The organism is Roseofilum sp. (genome assembly GCF_982964205.1).
On the sequence record NZ_CEZBFX010000014.1, the window covers coordinates 34,484 to 54,345 of the forward strand.

Consider the following 19,862-nt stretch of genomic DNA (forward strand, 5'->3'; position numbering starts at 1 on the left):
ACCCCCATAATCTTTTATTCAATGCTGATTTTAATGCCAATCGGTGGCGATCGCTTCACTGGGTCGTTTCAGATTCGGCGATCGCTGCGGGTTCTTTGCTTGCTTCCTCACTTGATGCTTCAGAGGTCTCTGATTGTTGAAAAGCAACTCTCAATAAGGGTGGTGCCACAAAAGTAGTCAGGATGACCATCACGATAATAGCTGCATCCAAGGATTCGGGTAGAACACCACTGGCCGATCCAACTCCAGCAAAGACTAATCCCACTTCTCCCCGTGGAATCATACCTACACCAACGGCGATCCGATTTACGGGTTCGCCACCGAATAGGGTAAAGCCACTGACAACTTTACCAACGATCGCCACAACCACTAGAAAACTGGCAATAATCAGGCCTTCCCGGTTACTGGGAACCGCAGGGTTGAGAACAGACAAATCGGTTTCGGCTCCAACAGTGACAAAGAAAATAGGAACGAGCATAAATCCAATCGGTTCGACTAATTCTTCGAGTTCTCGATGTTTTTCCGTTTCTCCCAGAATTAAACCAGCCGTAAAGGCTCCTAAAATGGCTTCGAGTTGAATGACTGCACCGATATAGGCAAAAATAAAGGCGATAATTAATCCACCGATTAATAGAGTCCCTGGGGTAGTGAGTTTATTCAGTAAACCCATAAAGTAGGGCATGACAAGGCGACCCAAGATAATCGAACCAATCAGGAATGCGGCAGCACTGAGCACCAGATAAATAATGCTGGAAACTTCCACTTCTCCTTTTTCAGCTAAAGAAGCGACAATCGCTAGAATAATAATGCCGAGGATATCATCTAATACGGCTGCACCAATGATGATTTGCCCTTCTTTGTCATTCAGATGTTTGATTTCTGCCAATACTTTAGCTGTAATTCCAATACTGGTGGCGGTTAAGGCTGCACCAGCAAAGATGGCAGGAATACTCGGCACATGGAAAAGATAAATCAGTCCCAATGTACCGGCTAAAAACGGGACAACGACTCCCGTGATCGCAACTAATGCCGATTGGACTCCGGCATCAATAAGTTGTTTTAAGTCAGATTCTAAACCGATTTGAAACAGGAGAAAAATAACCCCTAATTCTGATAAAACGGAGATAACCTCACTTTGAGCCAGAAAAACGCCGTTGGCTCCTTCCGGGGTCAAACCGGCTGTTTGTTCGAGCAAAGTAATAATTAGAGATCCCTCCGCACCTGCCCCGCCTTCTGGAAATACCAGCAATTTGAGGACAGAAACCCCAATAACGACCCCTCCCAAGAGTTCTCCAAGGACGGGAGGCAAGTCCAGGCGGGCGCATAATTCACTACCAATTTTACTGGCTAGATAAATAGTAACAAGGCTCAGAAGGACTCCAGCTAAGACGAGGGTAGCGCTGGGGGGCTCGTGGCTTTCAGTTGCTGTCGCTAACAGAGGGGTGAGACTGGTTGGGGTGTGAGAAAACACCCAAGGGAATATTTCAACCATTATATTATTTAACTGATCGATGTCTACTGTACAGGTTCTTTACAAATGTAAAGCAAATCTGAAGAAAAGCGAAAGTAAGAGTTTCACATGATTGTGATTAGAATACGCGATGACTTAAACTGGGCATTTGTTGACGCACCTGTTGTAAACGGTTAGGATTGATTTCGGCGATCGCCACTCCGGGTTCTTCTCCAGCATCGGCGAGAATAATCCCCCAAGGGTCGATAATCATGGCGTGACCGTGAGTTTTACGGCGAGCATAATGGCAGCCAGTTTGGGCCGGTGCGATACAATAACAGGTGTTTTCAATCGCTCTGGCTTGCAATAAAACCTGCCAATGATCTTTTCCGGTATAAGCGGTAAAAGCAGCCGGAATAAACAAAACCTCAGCGCCTTGCTCAGACAAAGAGCGATACAATTCTGGAAAGCGCACATCATAACAGACGGATAATCCTAAGTAACCGAACTCCTCAGACTTGTAGATCGGAGACACTTCAGTTCCTGCTTCCACCGTTAAAGATTCTTGGTAGGTATTCCCATCAGGGACATTAACATCAAACAAGTGGACTTTATAGTACCGGGCTACTTCTTCTCCATTAGCATTAATCAGCAGAGCCGTATTATGAACTTTATCGCTGCTCACCGGGATCGGAAATCCGCCCCCTAGGAGAGTCACTTGGAAGCGTTGGGCCATCGTTTTGAGAAATTTCTCAGTTTGCCTGGCAATAGAGTCCGCTTGGGCAATTTTTTCTGCTTCTATGCCCAAGAAGGGGAAGTTTTCTGGTAGGGCGATCAGTTCTGCCCCTTGACGTTTGGCTAAATCAATGAGGTCTTCCGCTTCAGCAAGGTTTTTCTCCAGATCGGGGACACTGGTCATCTGGATAGCGGCTGCTCGATAGGGTTTCATGGTCTGAACTGGATGTGAGGAATAAACTATCTAGGATACCTGTTAGATGGACATTAGGGGAATAGGGAAAAGGCAATAGACAATGAGGAGAGACTCCAAACACTCCAGATATGGAGATATAGACATCGTAGAGAGAATAAGTTACTTCCAACTCCCAACTCCTAACTCCAGACTGCTGAATTCTTACGGAACAGCAAACAGCTAAGTTGTAGTTACTCGTGCTATTAAGATGCAAGTGCCGATATTGCTTAAGTATTATGACGGATAAATTTAAGATGAATTCAGACTGGCCCCCTCCAGGTTACCCCCTAGACATAGAACTGATTGAAGCTCTATTGTCGAATCAGGAACGAGTTTACCCGTGGAATTACTCGATTTTAGAGGGCGAGGCTTATTTCTCGGAAATCGAGCATTTGATGGAAACGCACACTTCAGAGATGGTGGCTGATTTGGATGAAGGCTGTCGCAAATTTTATCAAAATTTGGATAAAGCATGGGATTCCTTCCAACCCGTAGCCGCTAATTGTTTAAACTCTCAATTGCAAGGGAAATTTAGCCCAATAGTTCCCCAGTCTGTACTGGAAATGATTGCGGCTAAGGCAGAGGAATTAACTACGTCTTCAGCATCCATGGCCGATCAGTTAATTCACTGTGTCCAAGATAGCTTGTCCCAGTGGGATATTGAAGATCTATTGGTCTTAGCTCGTCCCTTTGCCTATGCTATGCGGGGAGGAGAAGAAAAAACGGCTTTAGACCAGGTGGTGCAAAAAGCAAGTACCCTAGATTGGGAATCCTGTTCAGAGTTGGACAGAGCAAGATTAACTTTAGCTGTGGCTCGTTATGCGATCGCCTATCGAGATCGACCGATAGATCCAGTTTAGGTTAGGGGATCTATCCTTTAATTCGGGTAGCAAAATTTTGCGATCGCGTGGGAGAAAGGGCACGAGCTTTCAAAATAGCGGCAGCTAAAAAAGCGTAAGATAATACACCAATGGCGGCTAAACAGATCAACCCTGCGAATAGAGACACTTGGGAGGCGACAAAAGTTCCCGTTGTATTCCAAAGTCCATGTAATAAGGCAGCACTCCCATAGCCAATAGCTAGGATCTGCCATCGTTGCTTGGGTTTCAGGATACTCAGACCGATAAAGTAGCCTAAATAGCCGCTATAGGCCAAATGTCCAGACACCGATCCCAGAATTCGAGGAATTAATAATTGTAGTCCAGCGAGTTGTCCCATATCGCCTCCAGAAATGGCGGCAATACTTTGAATTTGGGAGGGAACATACAAGCCTAGGGTTTCAATTAAGGTGAAACCAACGGCAGAAGCAGTACCAATTAAGATGCCATCAAGAGGTTCTCGTACTCCCCAGGTTTGGTGAGTAGAGACAAAGCGGAATTTACCCCAAAAGAGAACTAGGAAGATGGGAAGAGCTTTGATCAACTCTTCTAACAGCCCTGTCCCTAGGGTTTGACGGGCTAATGTTGGTAAAAATTGGTCTCCAGTTGCCCATCCTGCCAGGCCTTGGTAGAAGAAGGGAGCAAGGAGTTGCACTAGAGGAATGGCGAGTAGGAGTGTCCAGAGGGCCGATCCGAGGAGCAGCCACCAGGGTTTATGTTTACCGCAGAGTTGATAAATATAGGTATAGGCGATCGCCGCTAAATAGGCTCCTAAAACCAGATTAAACAGTTCTGGAATTCTGAGGAAAAAGAGTAACACCGCCACTAGAGCGGTTAAACTGGCAGGGATGAGATAAGCTTTACGGGCTAATTCTTGTCCGGTGGAGAAGATGGGAAACAGTTGGGTGAGGGTAACTGACTGGGTAGCAGCAGGTTGAGAAACGCTAGAGTTAGAGACTAAGGTAGGAGTTGGAGTAATGTTTCTAGAGCGCAATTCAACTTCAAATACTGGCCCCTTAAGACCAAGCATAATGCGATCGCCATTCTTTAAGCAGTGGCATCCTCTTAATAGACTTTGGTTAACATAGGTTCCGTTGGCACTGCCCAGATCGCAAACTTCCCAATGGTTGTCTATTTGAGAATACCGAATCACCGCATGTTTGCGGGAGACAATTGTATATTGATGGGCATCCAAAGCAATTTGGCAACTGGGATCGCGCCCAACGATCATCTCTTCAGTTTCCCATAGGGGATATGGGGGATTAGACTGGGTTCTTCCTAATCCCCGAATCAGTTTTAAGAATCCTTGAGGCTCAGTCCCACTCATACAGCGCTACGCGCTAGGCAATAGGCAACAGGGAGTAGGAGCAAAGAATTTTTCGCCCCTACTTGTACTCAATAACAGAACAAACGGCTGTAAATTTAGCATCAGTTTACCGAAATAGAACAGTTACTGGTTGTTGTTTGCATCCTGAACAGCCGCAAAAAAAGACCAGCCGGTGACTGGGATACTGATAGCTAAGATAATACTCGTCGTGGAAACTCCCAGATCGGGTGTGCCGGAAGAGAGTTCAAAGATACAGCCAGTGGCGGCGATCGCCGCAATACAGCACAGGGCTAAGAGTAAGCCACTTTTGGGAGTTAAAGCCATGGGTTATTTCTATGAGTAAGGTTTAACGTCTTGACTGGAAAAACCAAATTTTTGCAGTTCGTCATTGAGAGCGATCGCATTTTCGATGCGGTCTACAAACATCACTCCCTGGAGATGATCGAGTTCGTGCTGAATAGCACGGGAGAGAAGTCCGTCAGCTTGGAGGGTTTTGGGGCGGCCATATTCGTCTTTATAGCTGACCTGAATTGCATCCGGTCGCTGGAGATCCATGTAAACCCCTGGAACACTCAGACATCCTTCTTGATAGGTACAGAGTTCGCGACCGTAGGATTTAATGGTGGGATTGATTAAGATTAAGGGAATATTGGCTGCCTCTTCCGGATCGCAGTCGATCACCACCAGTTGTTTGGCGATCGCTACTTGGGGAGCTGCCAAACCGATTCCATCCGAACTATACATGGTTTGTAACATTTCTTTAGCCAGTTGGCGAATGCTCTCATCCACTTTCGAGATCCGCTTGGCATTCGTCCGCAGGACGCGATCGCCTAGGGTATGGATATTCAGTGGGGGGCGATCGAGTTTTTTCTTTTCTACCAGAACACTAGAACTCATAAGGTCTGTATCTTAAACAAGCTAAAGGTCGTGAATCATCTGATCTATTGTAACCAACTCCGGTATTGACTTAGATTAGGGGCGATCGCTTGATGACAAGGGAAAGGTTTGCTTAAATTCTTCAATTAGGTCATCCATTTCTTCCAAGGCTTGATTGACATCTAACCGGAGACTACCTAGATTCGGTTGTTCGAGTAACTGTACGAGGGCTTCTCGCTTGCTCTCTAGGATAGTGACTTTTTCTTGAATAGTGGATAGATCCATTGTTTCTTTAATTCAGATAGGGCTTCTCTATAGCTTAACAAAACTTGATACTTTCTCCTCACTCTACTACAGATCGACCGGCTATTACCCAGAAGCGCTATATACTAGAAATCAGTGACATTGTGGGAGTAAATCTGGGCAGATGGTCAAATTTCAGATCCAGCCAGAGAGTGAAATTCCGGCTTCTAATCAGTTATTTAATCAATTACGATTTGCGATCGCCTCGGGTCAATACCCTCCTGGCTCTCAATTGCCGAGTACCCGTGCCTTAGCCATGCAAACGGGTTTGCATCGAAATACCATTAGCAAGGTCTATCGCCAACTGGAAGAAACCGGATTAGTGGAGGCTCAAGCGGGTTCGGGAATTTATGTCCGCCAGCAAGGGAAAGGACTGTTTACAAAGTATAAATCTGAACTGATCCAAACCTATCCCCAAGCTCAATCCATTGTCCAAAATAGCGTCAATCAATTAATTCAAGAAGGCTGCTCTCTCCACGAAGCACGAGAATTATTTTTAGCAGAAGTTGATTGGCGTTTGCGTTGTAGTGCGCGGGTTTTAGTCACGGCTCCCACCAATGATATTGGCGTGGGGCAATTGATGATGGAAGAATTACAAGCAGCTCTGCATATTCCTGTACAGTTAGTTCCTTTAGAAGAATTAGACGATCTCTTGAATCATACGCGATCGGCGACCGTCGTCACCAGTCGCTATTTTTTTGGCGATGCAGAAAACATTGCTGCACCCAAATCAGCGCGGGTGGTTCCTGTAGAAATCTATGATTATGCCCCCGAAGTTGAATTAGTGAAAGGACTACCTAAAGGCACATATTTTGGAGTAGTCAGTCTCTCCCATGGAATTTTACGCGCTGTTGAAGTGATTATTCATAGTTTGCGTGGTGAGGAGGTGTTGGTTATGACTGCTCATCGGGACGATCGCTATAAACTGAATGCTATGGTCAGAACGGTTCAGTATGTGGTCAGTGACGTTGCCAGTTATGACGCAGTTAAAGCGGCTCTCCAAGAAGCTAGAGAAGATATTATTCGACCCCCTCGATTAATTCAGACTGAGAGTTATATCGATCAGTCCTCGATTAATCGCCTGAAGCGAGAACTGGGATTAGACTAATCCGTGAGCTAAAGGCTGGGCTAATAAATTGGCGATCGCTTGTGCGGGCATCGGTTTAGAGTAGAAGTAACCTTGACCATATTCACACCCGAATTGTTGTAGGAGTTTATGCTGTTCAATCTTTTCAATACCTTCAGCAACAATATCCATCCCTAAATTATGACCTAAATCAATCACTGCTTTAATAATTTCTCGATAGTGAGATGAAGCTTTGGAATCTAGATTATTGAGAAAACTGCGGTCAATTTTCAGGGTATGAACGGGGAAACGATATAGATAGCTTAAGGAAGAATAACCCGTGCCAAAATCATCAATACAGAGGCGAATCTGACGGGCTTTCAGTTGTTGAAAGATTAGATTAGCTACCTTAGAATTATCAATAATAGCGCTTTCCGTAATTTCTAGTTTGAGAAATTTCCCCTCAATCTGGGTTGCCTCTAGAATGAGATCGATTTGTTCGATTAGATCTGGTTGGGCAAACTGTTTGACAGACAGATTCACATTCATCGTCAGTGGAGAGCGATCGGGGAATTGGATATTCCAAAGGTGCAATTGCTGACAGGCCTGTTCCAGAACCCAAGTTCCAATCGGTAAAATCAACCCCGTTTCTTCAGCCACAGGAACAAATTCAGCGGGAGAAACAAACCCCCATTCGGGATGATACCAGCGTAGAAGCGATTCAAAACCGGTGAGTTGGCCGGTCTTTAATTCAACAATGGGTTGATAGTAAACCTGCAATTGTTGGCGATCGATGGCTCCTCGGAGATCTGTTTCTAATTTTAGACGATTAACCGCTTGGGTATGGAGGAGGGTATTATACACGGCGTAACGTCCTTTACCAGCCGTTTTAGCTTGGTACATGGCTAAATCTGCATCTCGGAGGATATCATCGGCTTGGTCATATCTGATAGTGCTTAGGGTAATTCCGATGCTACTATTGGCAAAGACTTCATGACCATTGAGGTGGAATGGATTGGAGAGTTTACTTAATATTCGTTGAGCCACTTTGGTGGCATCTTGGAGAGTGTGAATCTTATCTAGGAAAATAGTAAATTCATCCCCTCCCAATCGCGCCAGGAGATCGCTTGGACGGAGGCAGTTTTCTAGACGACGGGCGATCGCCATTAACAATAAGTCTCCTATCAAATGACCCAGACTATCATTGACCTTCTTAAAGCCATCTAAATCGAGAAATAGGACGGCAAACTGATAATTGGAGTCTCTTTGGGTCTTTTCAATGGCCTGTTGCAGATATTCAGCAAACAAAGCGCGATTGGGAAGATTGGTAAGATGATCGTAAAAGGCATGATGTTCGAGTTGCTCTTCTGCTTGTTTGCGATCGCTGATATCAGTTTGAATCCCAATAAAGTGGGTCAGATGGCCTTGGGTATTAAAAACCGGCGAAATTCGCAGTTCATTCCAAAATAGTTGACCATCTTTACGCACATTTTGCACAATGGCATGGCATTCTGTTCCTTGTTCAATAGCTTGACGAATTTCATCAAGGGCATTTTGATCCCGGTAAATCCCTTGCAGAAAACGGCAGTTCCGACCCAGCACATCTTCTCGCTTATATCCCGTAATCTCTTCAAAGGCTGGATTGACATAAACAATCGGATTATCCGGTTGAGTGGAATCAGTAATAATAATGCCATTATTGCTAGAGGCGATCGCCCGCTCCATCAAATTTAATTGATCTTGGGCTTGTAGGCGAGTCATCACATTCGTCAGCACATTGGCGATCGTTTGTAAAAACGACACATCCTCCTGGGTAAAGGGGCGATACTCCCTCGCATACACACTTAACACCCCAAACGGCCCCTCGGAACCTGGAATCCCCGAAATAATCGTACTCATCCCAGAAACCACCCGATGATTATGCAACAGAGGAGAACCACTAAACCGAGTTTCTACCGGTAAATCCTCCACAATAATGGATTTTCCCTGAGATAAAGTATACCCCGCATGACAATTTGGCCGAGCGCTTAACATCGCTTGACCCACCAATTCAGCTTGCCACCCTACCCCTGATCGGAGCAATAGCGTCTGATAATTCGGCAACAATTCCAAGATTGCACTATAGTCTACCGACAGGGTTTCACTGACCAACTCCACTGCCGTTTGCATTACAGCATCAAGATCGCGATCCTCTAGAGCTTTCTGGCTCAATTCTGAAACCGCAGCTTGCTGTTGTAAACGAGAGTGTAATTCAATCTCCACCTGCTTATGATCGGTCATATCCCGACCCACCATATAAATTAACTCCTCATCTGGATCGGGAACCGCAGTCCAAGCAATCCATCGATAGGAGCCATCTTGACAGCAATATCGATTTTCTAAATCAAGGCGAGGTTGTCCTGAGATTAATCGCTCTAATGCCAGGCGAGTAAGCTTTTTGTCGTCTGGGTGGATGAACTGCAAGAAATTCTGTTGAGATAATTCTTCTGGGCTATATCCTAATATCCTTTCCCATGTTGGATTGATTTTTTGTAGATTCCCCTGAAAGTCAATCAGACAGAGGAGTTCTAGGGACAGGTCAAAAAAACGTTCCTGATGATTTGGCTCAGTTGTCATCTGACTTTTGTGCCAATGCAAAGGGTCTGTTTGTAGGATGGATTTCTGAAATTGTTGAAGATGTTGCTGCACTGCGACAACCCCTATGGCACTTTTGAATTAATCATCAACTTTTTCACTTATAATTCTCCTGTTTATTTTAAAAATATTAAATGATACATTAATTCTAGCATTTTTCAGATAGACTTGAGGGAGGTTTGGAGTTGACCTAACATTATGTATAGACTAAAAGCTATCTTCCAGAAAAAACAAATAGATATTTACAATGGCATTGATTAGGAGATAATGTAGCTAGGGATCAATAGGATCGAGTCTAAATAATGATTAATATTTTTGATTTTCCATAAATAGATTTTTAGATATTTTCTTGATAATTGTGTAAATAAAGCGATCAGTTATAGGGTTTTAGTTTGTTGTCGAAGCAAAAATAACAATGAACAACAAAAAAATTATACAAGAATTACGGTTATTACTTTTAAATAAATTTTCACTAATATATCCATGATGGGATTTACTCTAAACTCCGATCAAAGAATCATAAATTATTTTTAAAATAACTTTTTGTTAATATCTATTTTACCTTTTCTTAACCAAAAGAGCGCCATAAAGGGTTAACCTTCAATCAACATCTTCTCGTACACTGAAGATTGCCCTAATCTCAAACTTGATTGATCTTATGTTTTCCTTCTCTAACTGCAAGCGTAAAAGCATTTCCCTATTAATTGCAGCCCTGAGCGCTGTAGCCTTAGCCTCCTGTGCTGGTGGAGATGATACATCTCAAGTGGACAGCACTACAGGTGGAGGTGAAACGAAATCCACCAGCAAGTTGGCCCTAGCAGGTAACACCAGTTTAACGGGGGCTGGAGCTTCTTTTCCCGCCCCCCTTTACCAACGCTGGTTCCTAGACTTTAGTAATGCAACCCCCAACCTCCAGATTGACTATCAGTCAGTCGGTAGTGGAGCTGGGGTAGAACGATTTATGCAAAACTTGGTTAACTTTGGAGCCAGTGATGTAGCGATGAAAGATGAAGAAATCTCCGAAGTTGACAAAGGAGTTTTGATGCTCCCCATGACGGCTGGAAGTGTCGTGATGGCTTATAACCTTCCAGGTGTCGATGAACTGAACTTAACCCAAGAGGCTTTGATTGATATCCTCTTAGGAAATATCACCAAATGGAATGACCCCAAAATTGCCTCAGCCAATTCCGGTGTCACCCTTCCAGATACAAATATCACTGTAGTTTATCGGTCTGACGGTAGCGGAACCACAGGGGTGTTCACTAAAAATCTGAGCGCTATGAGCGAAGAGTGGAAAACCCAAGTCGGTGAAGGAAAAACAGTAGAATGGCCGGTTGGTATTGGTGGAGCCAAAAATGATGGGGTAGCTGCCCAAGTCAGGCAAACAGAAGGAGCTATTGGTTATCTAGAGCTAGGATTTGCCAAAAGCGCGGGATTGAATATGGCATCCCTAGAGAATAAATCGGGTAATTTTATCTATCCCACTGATGAAGCTGCATCTCAATCCCTGGCAGCGGTTCAATTACCGGAAAACTTACGCGCGTTTGTCACTAACCCAGAAGGGGAAGAGTCTTATCCGATTGTTACCTATACTTGGTTGCTGGCTTACAAGGAATATGATGATCCAGAAATTGCCAAGTCTGTCGAAGCGATGATTGAATATGGTCTGAACGAGGGACAAACGATTAGTGCCGATTTGGGCTATATTCCCTTACCGGATAATGTGCGGGAAAAAGTGGCCATGGTTGCTGATTCCATTAGCCCAGATTATGAGATTGAAGTGAAATAGAGTCTCAATTGCCTCGTGCGATTAGGAGTAAGGAACGCCCTTACTCCTAACCCTTGATTCCACGCCTAATGTTATTAATGTTATTTTATGGTTTCTGTAGCAAAAGCTGAATCTGGGCGATCGCGCTCTAATGCAGAAAAAAACTTAGACCGAGGTTTTATTGGTCTTACCTTTATTTTTGCCTTATCCATCGCCGCTATCCTAATTATCATCACCCTCACCGTAGGTTTGGGTGCCCTAGATGCTCTGCAACAATTTGGTATTCCCTTTCTCTTCCAAAGTGCCTGGAACCCGGTTCAAGATGAATATGGGATTTGGCCAATGATCTATGGAACGATGATGAGTGCAGCCATTGCTCTGATGATTGCTGTCCCTCTTGGTCTGGGAACGGCGGTTTTCCTGAGTGAAGACTTTATTCCAGTCAATATCCGTACTATTTTGGTTTTTCTGGTCGAACTGTTGGCAGCTATTCCCAGTGTGGTATATGGATTATGGGGGATTTTCGTCTTAATTCCTCTGATCAAACCTATGGGTGACTTTATGCATAACAGCTTTGGGTGGTTTCCCCTGTTTAGCACCCCTCTGGCTGGCCCAGGCATGTTACCGGCTGGATTAGTCCTATCTATTATGATTCTACCGATTATTACGGCGATCGCCCGTGATTCCCTAGCCAGCCTGCCTCCAGACCTGCGACAAGCCTCCCTAGGACTCGGTGCAACCCGGTGGGTCACGATTTTTCGCGTCCTCCTGCCAGCCGCCTTCTCCGGTATCGTTGGCGGAATTATGTTAGCTCTCGGTCGAGCCATGGGAGAAACCATGGCAGCGACCATGCTCATCGGCAACTCTAATAAAATGAGCCTCTCGATTTTAGCTCCAGGTAATACCATTGCCTCATTAATGGCTAACCAATTTCCTGAAGCCTCTGGACTACAGGTTTCTGCCCTCATGTATGCCGGTTTGATTCTGATGATTCTGACCTTAGTTGTCAATGTGCTAGCTGAATGGATTGTCAATCAAGTCAAAGCCAAATATGACTAGGTTAATAAGGAATCGCTAAATTTCCCCCTATTCTTTATTCCCTGACTTTATGAACCCTTCTACAGAATCGAAGTCCCTAGCCAGTAGCCTAATTCAAGATAATAGCCGTCCCAGAGCCATATTTGATAGGGTGATGACGACCATTTCTGGGATTTGTATTGGACTAACAATATTGCCCCTATTTGCGGTCTTGATTTATGTGATTATTAAAGGAGGATCGCGCCTCAGTCTAGCTCTATTCACCCAATTGCCACCAGCAGCCGGACAAACTGGAGGAGGAATTGCTAACGCTATCCTAGGAACGTTTATTACCGTCGGCATTGCCAGCGTAATTGCTGTACCCATTGGTGTACTGGCAGCCGTTTATCTCTCTGAATTTAGTTCGAGTAGCCAACCCGCCCGTAAAGTGGCTCGTGGAATTCGGTTTGCCACGAATGTCCTGAGTGGTGTGCCCTCTATTATTGCTGGGGTCTTTGCTTATAGTTTGGTTGTTTTAACCACAGGAACCTTTTCTGCCTTAGCAGGAGGCGTAGCCCTAGCGGTGTTAATGCTCCCTACCATTATTCGGACTACCGACGAAGCACTACAAATTGTACCTCAAGATATTCGTTGGGCATCCGTTGGTGTAGGAGCATCCAATTATCAAACCGTCCTTAAAGTAGTTTTACCCGCCGCCCTGCCTGCCATTTTGACTGGAGTAACCCTAGCAGTTGCCCGTGCTTCAGGAGAAACAGCACCCCTCCTGTTTACGGCACTCAATTCTAATTTTTGGCCCAGAGGTTTGATGGCTCCTACGCCATCCTTAGCGGTACTGGTTTACAACTTTGCAAGTAGTTTTGATCTGAAACTGCAAGAACTAGCTTGGGCAGCGTCTTTAGTCTTAGTTATGTTGGTGTTAATCAGTAGTATTGTTGCTCGATTAGCCACCCGTCAAAGTCAGTTTTAATGGTTTATAAGTTTATTCAAGAATTGAGGAAAGACCATGACAAATGCAGATTCGACGAATGCGGATTCAACTACAGTGAACAAAACTGAAACCGTCCTAAGAACTGACAATGTAAGTATTTTTTACGGTGATTTTAAGGCGGTTCGGGATGTGTCTATGGATATCCCCAAAAATCGTGTAACTGCTTTTATTGGTCCATCAGGATGCGGTAAAAGTACAATTTTAAGGTGTTTTAATCGTCTCAATGACTTAATTCCCATCTTTAAGTTAGAAGGAAAAATTTTCTACCACGATCAAAGTTTATACGAAAATAACATTGATGCAGTAGAAGTTCGCCGACGGATTGGCATGGTGTTTCAAAAACCAAACCCTTTCCCCAAATCCATTTATGATAATATCGCCTATGGTGTGCGGATTAATGGGTTAGGTAAATCTAAGTCAGAGATTGACGAAATTGTGGAGCGATCGCTCCGTCAAGCGGCCCTGTGGGATGAAGTCAAAGATAAAATGCACCAAAGTGGGTTTGCCCTGTCTGGAGGGCAACAACAACGCCTGTGTATTGCTCGCACAGTTGCCATTAATCCGGATGTGGTGTTGATGGATGAACCCTGTGCATCCCTCGACCCCATTTCTACCCTGAAAGTAGAAGAACTGATCCATGAACTCAAAGAAAATTACACCATCGTAATTGTGACTCACAATATGCAACAGGCTTCGCGAGTGTCTGATATGACTGCCTTCTTCAACGCTAAAGCGATTGAAGGGGGTAAGCGGTTTGGGTATTTAGTCGAATATGACAATACAGAAGATATTTTCCAAAATCCCCAAGAAGAAGCCACTCAGCAGTATGTCAGTGGACGTTTTGGATAAAGTTAATCACGACCCAACGATCGCCAACGTCACCATTCACGATAGGATCGACTGACGAGTAAATCTCAATGATGCAGTTTTTGACGATCCTTATGAAGCGATTTTTTGTACGATTGCTACCCTTGATTTTAGTGGCGATCATGGGTTTGGTTGGGTGTTCCAACACCCCTTCTGTAATTACAGGCAACTATTCTCAAGATACGTTGAATATGGTTGATAGCCTACGCACAGCCATTGAACTTCCTGAAGATGCTCCCAATAAGGCTGAGGCTCAAGCAGAGGCAAGGGAGTTAATTAATCAATATGCGTCTCGATATCGTCGAGATAGATCTGTGGCTACTTTAACTTCATTTACCACAATCCGCACAGCACTAAACAGTTTGGCAGGACATTATAGTTCCTATCCTAATCGTCCGGTTCCAGAAAAGTTAAAACAACGGATTAACCAGGAATTGCGCCAAGTCGAAGCAGCGCTTAAACGGGGAGCCTAATTGCCCAGTCTCAAGGCTAATCGCTAATAAGTAATGGGTAAACCGTTTTTCCCTAGAGAAACCCAGTTTTACTCATTACTCACTACTCTATTACTACTAGGTTAAAGCTGGGGTTAGATTGGAGTTCGGTTCGTTTTGCAAGAGTCCTGTTAACAGAGAAGCCGGGTGTTCGGGGTAAGGCCAAGCAAAAGCATGGCGGAATGAAGCATCTTGACAGGCTTGGAGTTGCTCAAAGTCGATGATGTCTAGAGTCAGTAAGTTTTCATATTCAAAGGGTAAACGAACGTTATGGAGTCCAGCATTATCTGTACAAATGGCAATGTCTACCCCAGCGTCAAAACAGCGATCGAAGACAATTTTCAGTTCACTTAAGTCGTCTAGAGTTCCTGTTTTCAGGTAGGTAGTCGGACACACTTCTAGACATTGTCCTTGCCTGGCCAATTGGGGCAAGAGGTGGGGGTAATGTAGGGGAATTTGAATCCCATGGCCAACACGCATCAGATAGGGAAGCAGTTCAGGATAACAGCCCTCATGGGTTTCGTAGAGATGGCCGGTTGTTTTAAGGCCGAGCGATCGCGCATACTCATAGAGTTGAATTAATTCCGACAGGCGATCGCCATAATGGGCATCTCCACCTGCCAGATCAATCCCACAAACATATTCAGGCATTTGGGCGGCGAGTTCCACAATCGCCCGGTTTACCTCATCGGGCAGACGGGAATGAGTACAGAGAATCTGGCTCGTAATAATACTATAGTTATGATTTTGGCTCGCCTGACCTACAGCTTCCACAATAGCTGCCATGCGATCGATGCGATCGTTCTGGCTATACTCTTCTGGAGTCCGCAGGTAAGGCGTATAGCGTAATTCCAAATAAGCTAAATTTTCAAACACATAGGCCCCTCGAATCAAGCGATAAATAAAATAGGGTAATGTGTCTAAAGTTTGGGTTTTCTCGACTAAGGTATGGAGTTCTAAATATTCATCTAAGGTTTTCCGAGGACGGGTATAGAAATCTTCAAACTCAGGATACTCAGCAAACTGCTCAGACCATTCTGAGCCACTACGGTGAAAATAGCGCCAGAGAATGCGAGGGACGACCGAACCGCCTAAGTGTCGGTGGAGTTCAGCATAAAGAGCCACAAGGATAACCTCTTAAAATCTGCGATCGATGGAGTTTAATAACATTTCACCTCCTATGGTAATCCTGAAAATTTAGTTCAGCACCCTTCAGGACAAATTTCAATCCGCTACTCCAAAGATCAAAAATTTTTAAGAGACGCTTTCAATCCGGGTTAAGCGGGCCCCTAGATTTCGCAGTTTGACTTCAAGCTGTTCATAGCCCCGGTCTAGATGTTGTAAATCTTGAACGGTTGTGGTGCCTTCAGCGGCTAATCCCGCTAAGACTAAAGCAGCGGAAGCCCGTAAATCCGTGGCTAATACCGGCGCACCTGATAAAAGGGGTACACCTTTAACAATAGCTATATTCCCCTTAACACGGATATTGGCTCCCATGCGTTGTAATTCAGCTACATGGCGCAGGCGATTTTCAAACACAGTTTCGGTGACCATGCTATTGCCATCGGCTACGGTGAGCAAAGCCATAAACTGGGCTTGCATATCTGTGGGAAAGCCAGGATAAGGAAGGGTTTCAATGTCTGTCGGTAAAATGCGCTCTGCGGGAAGAAGGCGTAATTGTCTCTCTCCTTCTTTGATTACTGTTGCACCTGTTTCTTCTAATTTAGCGATTACTGGAGTCAGGTGAGAGGCAATCACCCGATTGAGCAACAATTCGGATTGGGTAATGGCAGCCGCGACTAAAAAGGTTCCAGCCTCAATGCGATCGGGAATGACTTCATAGTCGGTACTATGCAGTTGAGAAACCCCTTCAATCCAAATCGTTTTTGTGCCAGCTCCCTTAATCCGAGCACCCATAGAACGACAGAAGTTAGCCAGATCTATAACTTCGGGTTCTTGGGCGGCATTTTCAATACAGGTTTCGCCATCTGCCAAGGTTGCTGCCATCATCAGGGTTTCCGTTGCGCCCACACTGGGATAATCCAGATAAATTTTAGCTCCCTTGAGTTTACCTTGGGGAGCATAGGCATTCACAACTCCATGTTCGATTTGGACGTGGGCTCCCATGGCTTGGAGTCCGCGCACATGCAGATCTACAGGACGAGCGCCGATCGCACAGCCACCCGGTAAGGGGACTTGGGCTGTACCCAAACGGGCTAATAAGGGGCCAATAATAAAGAAACTGGCCCGCAGTTGGCTAACGACTTCATAGGGGGCTTGTCCTTGAGTGATGTCAGTGGCATCCAATTCTAGGGTGTCTCCCTGGCGTTGGAACTGAATGCCCAAAGATTCTAGAATCTGTCCCATGCGATTGACATCAACCAGGTTGGGTACATTGCGTAATCGGCAAGTTTGGGAGCAAAGGACTACGCCGGCGAGAATGGCTAAGGCGGAGTTTTTAGCTCCACTGATCTGCACTTGGCCGCTTAAGCGGAATTTGCCTTCAATTTCAAGCATGGAAGGGGTTTTTTCCGCTGCCACAGAAGCAACATTAGTTGAAATTACGGTATTAATAGCTCTATCCTCCAAAAATTAAGTAATTCTTACCATAGGTTCCGAATTTGGTTTGATTGTACCGGAAAGTTTTCCAGTGCGCTAATCCCATCTCCGGATCTTTTATGAGTTTTCAGAGGCACGGGCTTCTAGCCAGAGGGGAACGACGATCCAAGCGATGAGGAGAAGTAGGGCGAGGATCGCAAATTGTCCCACCCAAGCGATGAGTTGCTCAAGGGAAATGAGGTGGCCGACAAAGAAAGCGAGACTCACCATGACACTTGCCCAAAGGGTTGCCCCAGCAACGTTACAGAGGAGGAATTTAGGATAGGGCATTTCTACGATACCTGCGATCGGTCCAGCAAAGATCCGCAGCAGGGCAATGAAGCGACCGAGAAAGACAGCGCGAGCAGCATTTTGCTGAAATTTGCTTTTGGCATTTTCTAGTTGATGTTCAGCGACTCGAAAGAATTTGCCGACTTTGAGGAGTAGGGGCCATCCTCCGGTTCTGCCGATCCAATATCCACAACTATCCCCGATCGCAGCTCCGGCGATCGCACTAGCGAGAACTTGCCAATACACCATTTCACCGCTACCTGCGAGAAATCCACCAACGAGGGTAATGGTTTCACCCGGTAGGGGGAGTCCAGTATTTTCGAGCATTATGCCCAGGAAGATGGTCCAGTATCCGTATTGACTGGCGAGGGATTGAATTGTATCGAGTGAGAGAAATTCTAAGGACATGCAAACCAGGTAGGTGAGAAGAGAACGTATGAGTTACGTTGTCAGATTAAGCTTTTTTCGATCTTGGCGTGTAATCCAAGTACTGTCAATCTGGATTGGGGATCGATGCTTCAGGAAAGTTTGGGTAATCTGGTGAAGTTCTGAGAAAGTGTTGTTTTTGGGGCTGGCAATTCTCAATTTTCACGCTTATATTAAGAAGGTCTCAAGAGGCGATCGCTAGAGTATGATTACTTAAAGCTAGAGTTCGGTCACTCAGTTTACCAACTTTTTTAGCTTTAGATCTTAGATTGGTCAAGGAACTAAACCTTCTAGGGACTTACTAAAAGGATAACCACGATGACAAGTACAGCAATGGGTCAGTTTACAGTTCTTCACCCTCAAGGGTCTTTTGATGCCCAGAGGGGTGAACAGATTTCTCGGCAGATTGAGCACCTCTCCTCTCAAATGTCTATCCTTTGTCTAGATTTGGCTGGGGTGGGTTTTATGGATAGTGCGGGTTTAGGTAAATTGGTTCATGGACTCAAAGCAGCTCGCCAGCAGGGTTGCCGCCTGGTTCTGTGCAATATTCCAGGACAGGTGAAATTAATATTAGATATCGCTAGACTAGAAGGTGTATTTGAAATTTACCCTTCCTACGAAAAAGTATTAGAGGTGTTTCAACCGGATCAATTGATGGCATTAAGCGCTGTTTGAAGGAAGCGGTTTGATTTGCAAGTCGATGAGGGGGGTTCCGATTTGGCAATACCAATAACTGGTGAGTAAGTCTGGCTCTTGAACCCCCAAACTGGCTAAGACTGGGGTATCAGGAAAGGGAATCAGGCGATCGAAGCAGGGATCGGATGTGCCCCCAAACTGAAGCAGATAAACGCCAGGGATAGCTTGAATATGACGCAGTAATTGATAACCCAGTTGGTAGAGGGTTTGACGGGTTCGATCGCCTAAATGTAGGGGTTGATGATAGGTCTGGTTCCCGTTTTGGATCGCTTCAGCATAAAGCGGGCCTTTAGGGCTGAGAATAATTGGTAACCAATTATTACCTTCACCGATCGCGTATCCCCAGGTGGAAACCCTTTGCTGCAAGGACTCTATGGAGCGACAACATTCGTAAGTTTTTTGACCCAGAAACGGAAGATGATCGGGAATATTGAGGGTGAGTGGACAAAACAAAACCTCTTCTGAAGCTTTGAGTGTTTTAAGCGATTGAATCGTTGTGTCAATCTTGGGTGAAATCCGTTGTATGGTGTCCTGTAATTTTACGGGTAGAGCAGCAGAACGATCGCGCTCTGACTCGACAACGATCTGTACAGAGGAATAGATCATGGCGATCGGTTAGGTTTGGGGAGAGGTGATGGGAAAGTTAGGTAAATCAATGCGAGACGGGTTACGGGTTCTCATGGCTAACCGATAGCTGACGCTTTGCAATTCAGCATGGAGTTGGCGATTTTCCCGTTGCAGGAGGGAAACCTTTTCTCGGATAGGTTCCATGCGTTCGGCGAATTTTTGCCGATAGAGATGGGGCAGTTCTTGTACGACTTGTTCGAGCATTCCAGAGCGATCGCTTAATTCTTGCACGGACTGGCGCAGTTGATAAATCTCGCTATCTCGCTCTTGAATTTGTTCTTGATAAAACTGTACTTGCTCTTCCACCTTTTGCAGTTGTTCTTGCAGCGATCGCAAATTTTCGGTTTGATCCGCTGACCCAGTTTGAGCCGGGATAAATGAGGCGTTTCCTTTCACTAAGCGAAACAGTTCTTGAGACAACTGTTGTACCAATTGATCTCTTAAGGTTAACTCTTCCTGCAAGCGCGTCATTTCGGCTTGAAATTCCTGAATAGCTTCTGAGTCAGAAGAATGGGTCATGTTTTTAGGTCTCCTTTGGGTCATGGGGAATAGGGAATTGAGAGATCGA

Annotated in this window: 20 protein-coding genes; 8 read left to right on the forward strand and 12 right to left on the reverse strand. The window is 45.1% G+C overall.

Annotation, left to right across the window (positions count from 1 at the left end; genetic code table 11):
- Nucleotides 1–55: 55 nt before the first annotated feature.
- Both AC3A14_RS06190 and AC3A14_RS06195 read right to left on the reverse strand, forming a co-directional pair.
- Nucleotides 56–1,492, reverse strand: a complete 1,437-nt coding sequence (locus AC3A14_RS06190; RefSeq protein ID WP_318719298.1) for a cation:proton antiporter — start codon at nt 1,490–1,492, stop codon at nt 56–58.
- Nucleotides 1,493–1,589: 97 nt separating this feature from the next.
- The gene (locus tag AC3A14_RS06195; protein WP_318698674.1) at nt 1,590–2,399 is read right to left on the reverse strand and encodes a carbon-nitrogen hydrolase family protein; all 810 of its coding nucleotides are present in this window, start codon (nt 2,397–2,399) and stop codon (nt 1,590–1,592) included.
- A 275-nt stretch (nt 2,400–2,674) separates the two neighbouring features.
- On the opposite strand from AC3A14_RS06195, the gene AC3A14_RS06200 reads away from it, so the two are divergent.
- The gene (locus tag AC3A14_RS06200; RefSeq protein ID WP_318732214.1) at nt 2,675–3,280 is read left to right on the forward strand and encodes a hypothetical protein; all 606 of its coding nucleotides are present in this window, start codon (nt 2,675–2,677) and stop codon (nt 3,278–3,280) included.
- Between the two features lie 10 nt (nt 3,281–3,290).
- Here the strand turns inward: AC3A14_RS06200 and AC3A14_RS06205 are convergent, their stop codons facing one another.
- The 4 genes from AC3A14_RS06205 to AC3A14_RS06220 all read right to left on the reverse strand — a co-directional run bounded on the left by AC3A14_RS06205 (nt 3,291) and on the right by AC3A14_RS06220 (nt 5,786).
- A complete protein-coding gene (locus AC3A14_RS06205; protein ID WP_318732215.1) occupies nt 3,291–4,625 on the reverse strand; it encodes a PrsW family glutamic-type intramembrane protease in 1,335 nt (444 codons plus the stop codon).
- Between the two features lie 123 nt (nt 4,626–4,748).
- Nucleotides 4,749–4,949, reverse strand: coding sequence for a hypothetical protein (locus tag AC3A14_RS06210; protein WP_318698677.1), 201 nt, complete (start codon nt 4,947–4,949; stop codon nt 4,749–4,751).
- Nucleotides 4,950–4,958: 9 nt separating this feature from the next.
- Nucleotides 4,959–5,522: a peptide deformylase gene (def, locus tag AC3A14_RS06215; RefSeq protein ID WP_318698678.1), complete on the reverse strand. Its 564-nt coding sequence runs from the start codon at nt 5,520–5,522 to the stop codon at nt 4,959–4,961.
- 75 nt (nt 5,523–5,597) lie between these two features.
- On the reverse strand, nt 5,598–5,786 hold the full coding sequence (locus AC3A14_RS06220; RefSeq protein ID WP_271939893.1) for a hypothetical protein: 189 nt from the start codon (nt 5,784–5,786) through the stop codon (nt 5,598–5,600).
- Between the two features lie 142 nt (nt 5,787–5,928).
- On the opposite strand from AC3A14_RS06220, the gene AC3A14_RS06225 reads away from it, so the two are divergent.
- Nucleotides 5,929–6,912, forward strand: a complete 984-nt coding sequence (locus tag AC3A14_RS06225; RefSeq protein WP_318698679.1) for a GntR family transcriptional regulator — start codon at nt 5,929–5,931, stop codon at nt 6,910–6,912.
- On the opposite strand, the gene AC3A14_RS06230 is transcribed toward AC3A14_RS06225, so the two are convergent.
- The gene (locus tag AC3A14_RS06230) at nt 6,904–9,486 is read right to left on the reverse strand and encodes a bifunctional diguanylate cyclase/phosphodiesterase (protein ID WP_318732216.1); all 2,583 of its coding nucleotides are present in this window, start codon (nt 9,484–9,486) and stop codon (nt 6,904–6,906) included. The genes AC3A14_RS06225 and AC3A14_RS06230 overlap by 9 nt on opposite strands.
- Nucleotides 9,487–10,162: 676 nt before the next feature.
- Here AC3A14_RS06230 and pstS point away from each other — a divergent pair.
- From pstS to psb27, 5 genes are all read left to right on the forward strand, one after another.
- Nucleotides 10,163–11,293: a phosphate ABC transporter substrate-binding protein PstS gene (gene pstS / locus AC3A14_RS06235; RefSeq protein ID WP_318732217.1), complete on the forward strand. Its 1,131-nt coding sequence runs from the start codon at nt 10,163–10,165 to the stop codon at nt 11,291–11,293.
- An 87-nt stretch (nt 11,294–11,380) separates the two neighbouring features.
- Nucleotides 11,381–12,331: a phosphate ABC transporter permease subunit PstC gene (gene pstC, locus AC3A14_RS06240; protein ID WP_318698682.1), complete on the forward strand. Its 951-nt coding sequence runs from the start codon at nt 11,381–11,383 to the stop codon at nt 12,329–12,331.
- Nucleotides 12,332–12,380: 49 nt separating this feature from the next.
- The gene (gene pstA, locus AC3A14_RS06245) at nt 12,381–13,277 is read left to right on the forward strand and encodes a phosphate ABC transporter permease PstA (RefSeq protein ID WP_318698683.1); all 897 of its coding nucleotides are present in this window, start codon (nt 12,381–12,383) and stop codon (nt 13,275–13,277) included.
- 36 nt (nt 13,278–13,313) lie between these two features.
- A complete protein-coding gene (pstB, locus tag AC3A14_RS06250; protein ID WP_271939899.1) occupies nt 13,314–14,147 on the forward strand; it encodes a phosphate ABC transporter ATP-binding protein PstB in 834 nt (277 codons plus the stop codon).
- 92 nt (nt 14,148–14,239) lie between these two features.
- Nucleotides 14,240–14,638 (forward strand): photosystem II protein Psb27, encoded by a 399-nt coding sequence (gene psb27 / locus AC3A14_RS06255; protein ID WP_318698684.1) that lies wholly within the window; start codon nt 14,240–14,242, stop codon nt 14,636–14,638.
- A gap of 96 nt (nt 14,639–14,734) precedes the next feature.
- On the opposite strand, the gene AC3A14_RS06260 is transcribed toward psb27, so the two are convergent.
- The 3 genes from AC3A14_RS06260 to AC3A14_RS06270 form a co-directional block, all read right to left on the reverse strand.
- The gene (locus AC3A14_RS06260; protein WP_318732219.1) at nt 14,735–15,781 is read right to left on the reverse strand and encodes an adenosine deaminase; all 1,047 of its coding nucleotides are present in this window, start codon (nt 15,779–15,781) and stop codon (nt 14,735–14,737) included.
- Between the two features lie 129 nt (nt 15,782–15,910).
- On the reverse strand, nt 15,911–17,173 hold the full coding sequence (gene murA, locus AC3A14_RS06265) for a UDP-N-acetylglucosamine 1-carboxyvinyltransferase (RefSeq protein ID WP_487778941.1): 1,263 nt from the start codon (nt 17,171–17,173) through the stop codon (nt 15,911–15,913).
- Nucleotides 17,174–17,332: 159 nt separating this feature from the next.
- A complete protein-coding gene (locus tag AC3A14_RS06270; RefSeq protein ID WP_318732221.1) occupies nt 17,333–17,953 on the reverse strand; it encodes a DedA family protein in 621 nt (206 codons plus the stop codon).
- Between the two features lie 336 nt (nt 17,954–18,289).
- On the opposite strand from AC3A14_RS06270, the gene AC3A14_RS06275 reads away from it, so the two are divergent.
- Nucleotides 18,290–18,646: an STAS domain-containing protein gene (locus tag AC3A14_RS06275; RefSeq protein WP_318732222.1), complete on the forward strand. Its 357-nt coding sequence runs from the start codon at nt 18,290–18,292 to the stop codon at nt 18,644–18,646.
- On the opposite strand, the gene AC3A14_RS06280 is transcribed toward AC3A14_RS06275, so the two are convergent.
- Nucleotides 18,632–19,273, reverse strand: a complete 642-nt coding sequence (locus AC3A14_RS06280; RefSeq protein ID WP_318732223.1) for a hypothetical protein — start codon at nt 19,271–19,273, stop codon at nt 18,632–18,634. The two genes, AC3A14_RS06275 and AC3A14_RS06280, sit on opposite strands and share 15 nt — an antisense overlap.
- Nucleotides 19,274–19,282: 9 nt before the next feature.
- Complete coding sequence (locus tag AC3A14_RS06285) at nt 19,283–19,813, reverse strand: Npun_F5560 family protein (protein WP_318732224.1); 531 nt, start codon at nt 19,811–19,813, stop codon at nt 19,283–19,285.
- Nucleotides 19,814–19,862 lie beyond the last annotated feature (49 nt).

Bases quoted from the DNA above. Each gene is read 5' to 3' on its own strand.
- AC3A14_RS06210 (WP_318698677.1), bottom strand. From the start codon at position 4,949: ATGGCTTTAACTCCCAAAAGTGGCTTACTCTTAGCCCTGTGCTGTATT.
- AC3A14_RS06275 (WP_318732222.1), top strand. From the start codon at position 18,290: ATGACAAGTACAGCAATGGGTCAGTTTACAGTTCTTCACCCTCAAGGG.
- AC3A14_RS06280 (WP_318732223.1), bottom strand. From the start codon at position 19,273: ATGATCTATTCCTCTGTACAGATCGTTGTCGAGTCAGAGCGCGATCGT.
- AC3A14_RS06270 (WP_318732221.1), bottom strand. From the start codon at position 17,953: ATGTCCTTAGAATTTCTCTCACTCGATACAATTCAATCCCTCGCCAGT.
- AC3A14_RS06285 (WP_318732224.1), bottom strand. From the start codon at position 19,813: ATGACCCATTCTTCTGACTCAGAAGCTATTCAGGAATTTCAAGCCGAA.
- def (WP_318698678.1), bottom strand. From the start codon at position 5,522: ATGAGTTCTAGTGTTCTGGTAGAAAAGAAAAAACTCGATCGCCCCCCA.
- pstC (WP_318698682.1), top strand. From the start codon at position 11,381: ATGGTTTCTGTAGCAAAAGCTGAATCTGGGCGATCGCGCTCTAATGCA.
- murA (WP_487778941.1), bottom strand. From the start codon at position 17,173: ATGCTTGAAATTGAAGGCAAATTCCGCTTAAGCGGCCAAGTGCAGATC.
- AC3A14_RS06205 (WP_318732215.1), bottom strand. From the start codon at position 4,625: ATGAGTGGGACTGAGCCTCAAGGATTCTTAAAACTGATTCGGGGATTA.
- pstB (WP_271939899.1), top strand. From the start codon at position 13,314: ATGACAAATGCAGATTCGACGAATGCGGATTCAACTACAGTGAACAAA.
- AC3A14_RS06190 (WP_318719298.1), bottom strand. From the start codon at position 1,492: ATGGTTGAAATATTCCCTTGGGTGTTTTCTCACACCCCAACCAGTCTC.
- psb27 (WP_318698684.1), top strand. From the start codon at position 14,240: ATGAAGCGATTTTTTGTACGATTGCTACCCTTGATTTTAGTGGCGATC.
- pstA (WP_318698683.1), top strand. From the start codon at position 12,381: ATGAACCCTTCTACAGAATCGAAGTCCCTAGCCAGTAGCCTAATTCAA.
- AC3A14_RS06225 (WP_318698679.1), top strand. From the start codon at position 5,929: ATGGTCAAATTTCAGATCCAGCCAGAGAGTGAAATTCCGGCTTCTAAT.
- AC3A14_RS06220 (WP_271939893.1), bottom strand. From the start codon at position 5,786: ATGGATCTATCCACTATTCAAGAAAAAGTCACTATCCTAGAGAGCAAG.
- pstS (WP_318732217.1), top strand. From the start codon at position 10,163: ATGTTTTCCTTCTCTAACTGCAAGCGTAAAAGCATTTCCCTATTAATT.
- AC3A14_RS06200 (WP_318732214.1), top strand. From the start codon at position 2,675: ATGAATTCAGACTGGCCCCCTCCAGGTTACCCCCTAGACATAGAACTG.
- AC3A14_RS06195 (WP_318698674.1), bottom strand. From the start codon at position 2,399: ATGAAACCCTATCGAGCAGCCGCTATCCAGATGACCAGTGTCCCCGAT.
- AC3A14_RS06230 (WP_318732216.1), bottom strand. From the start codon at position 9,486: ATGACAACTGAGCCAAATCATCAGGAACGTTTTTTTGACCTGTCCCTA.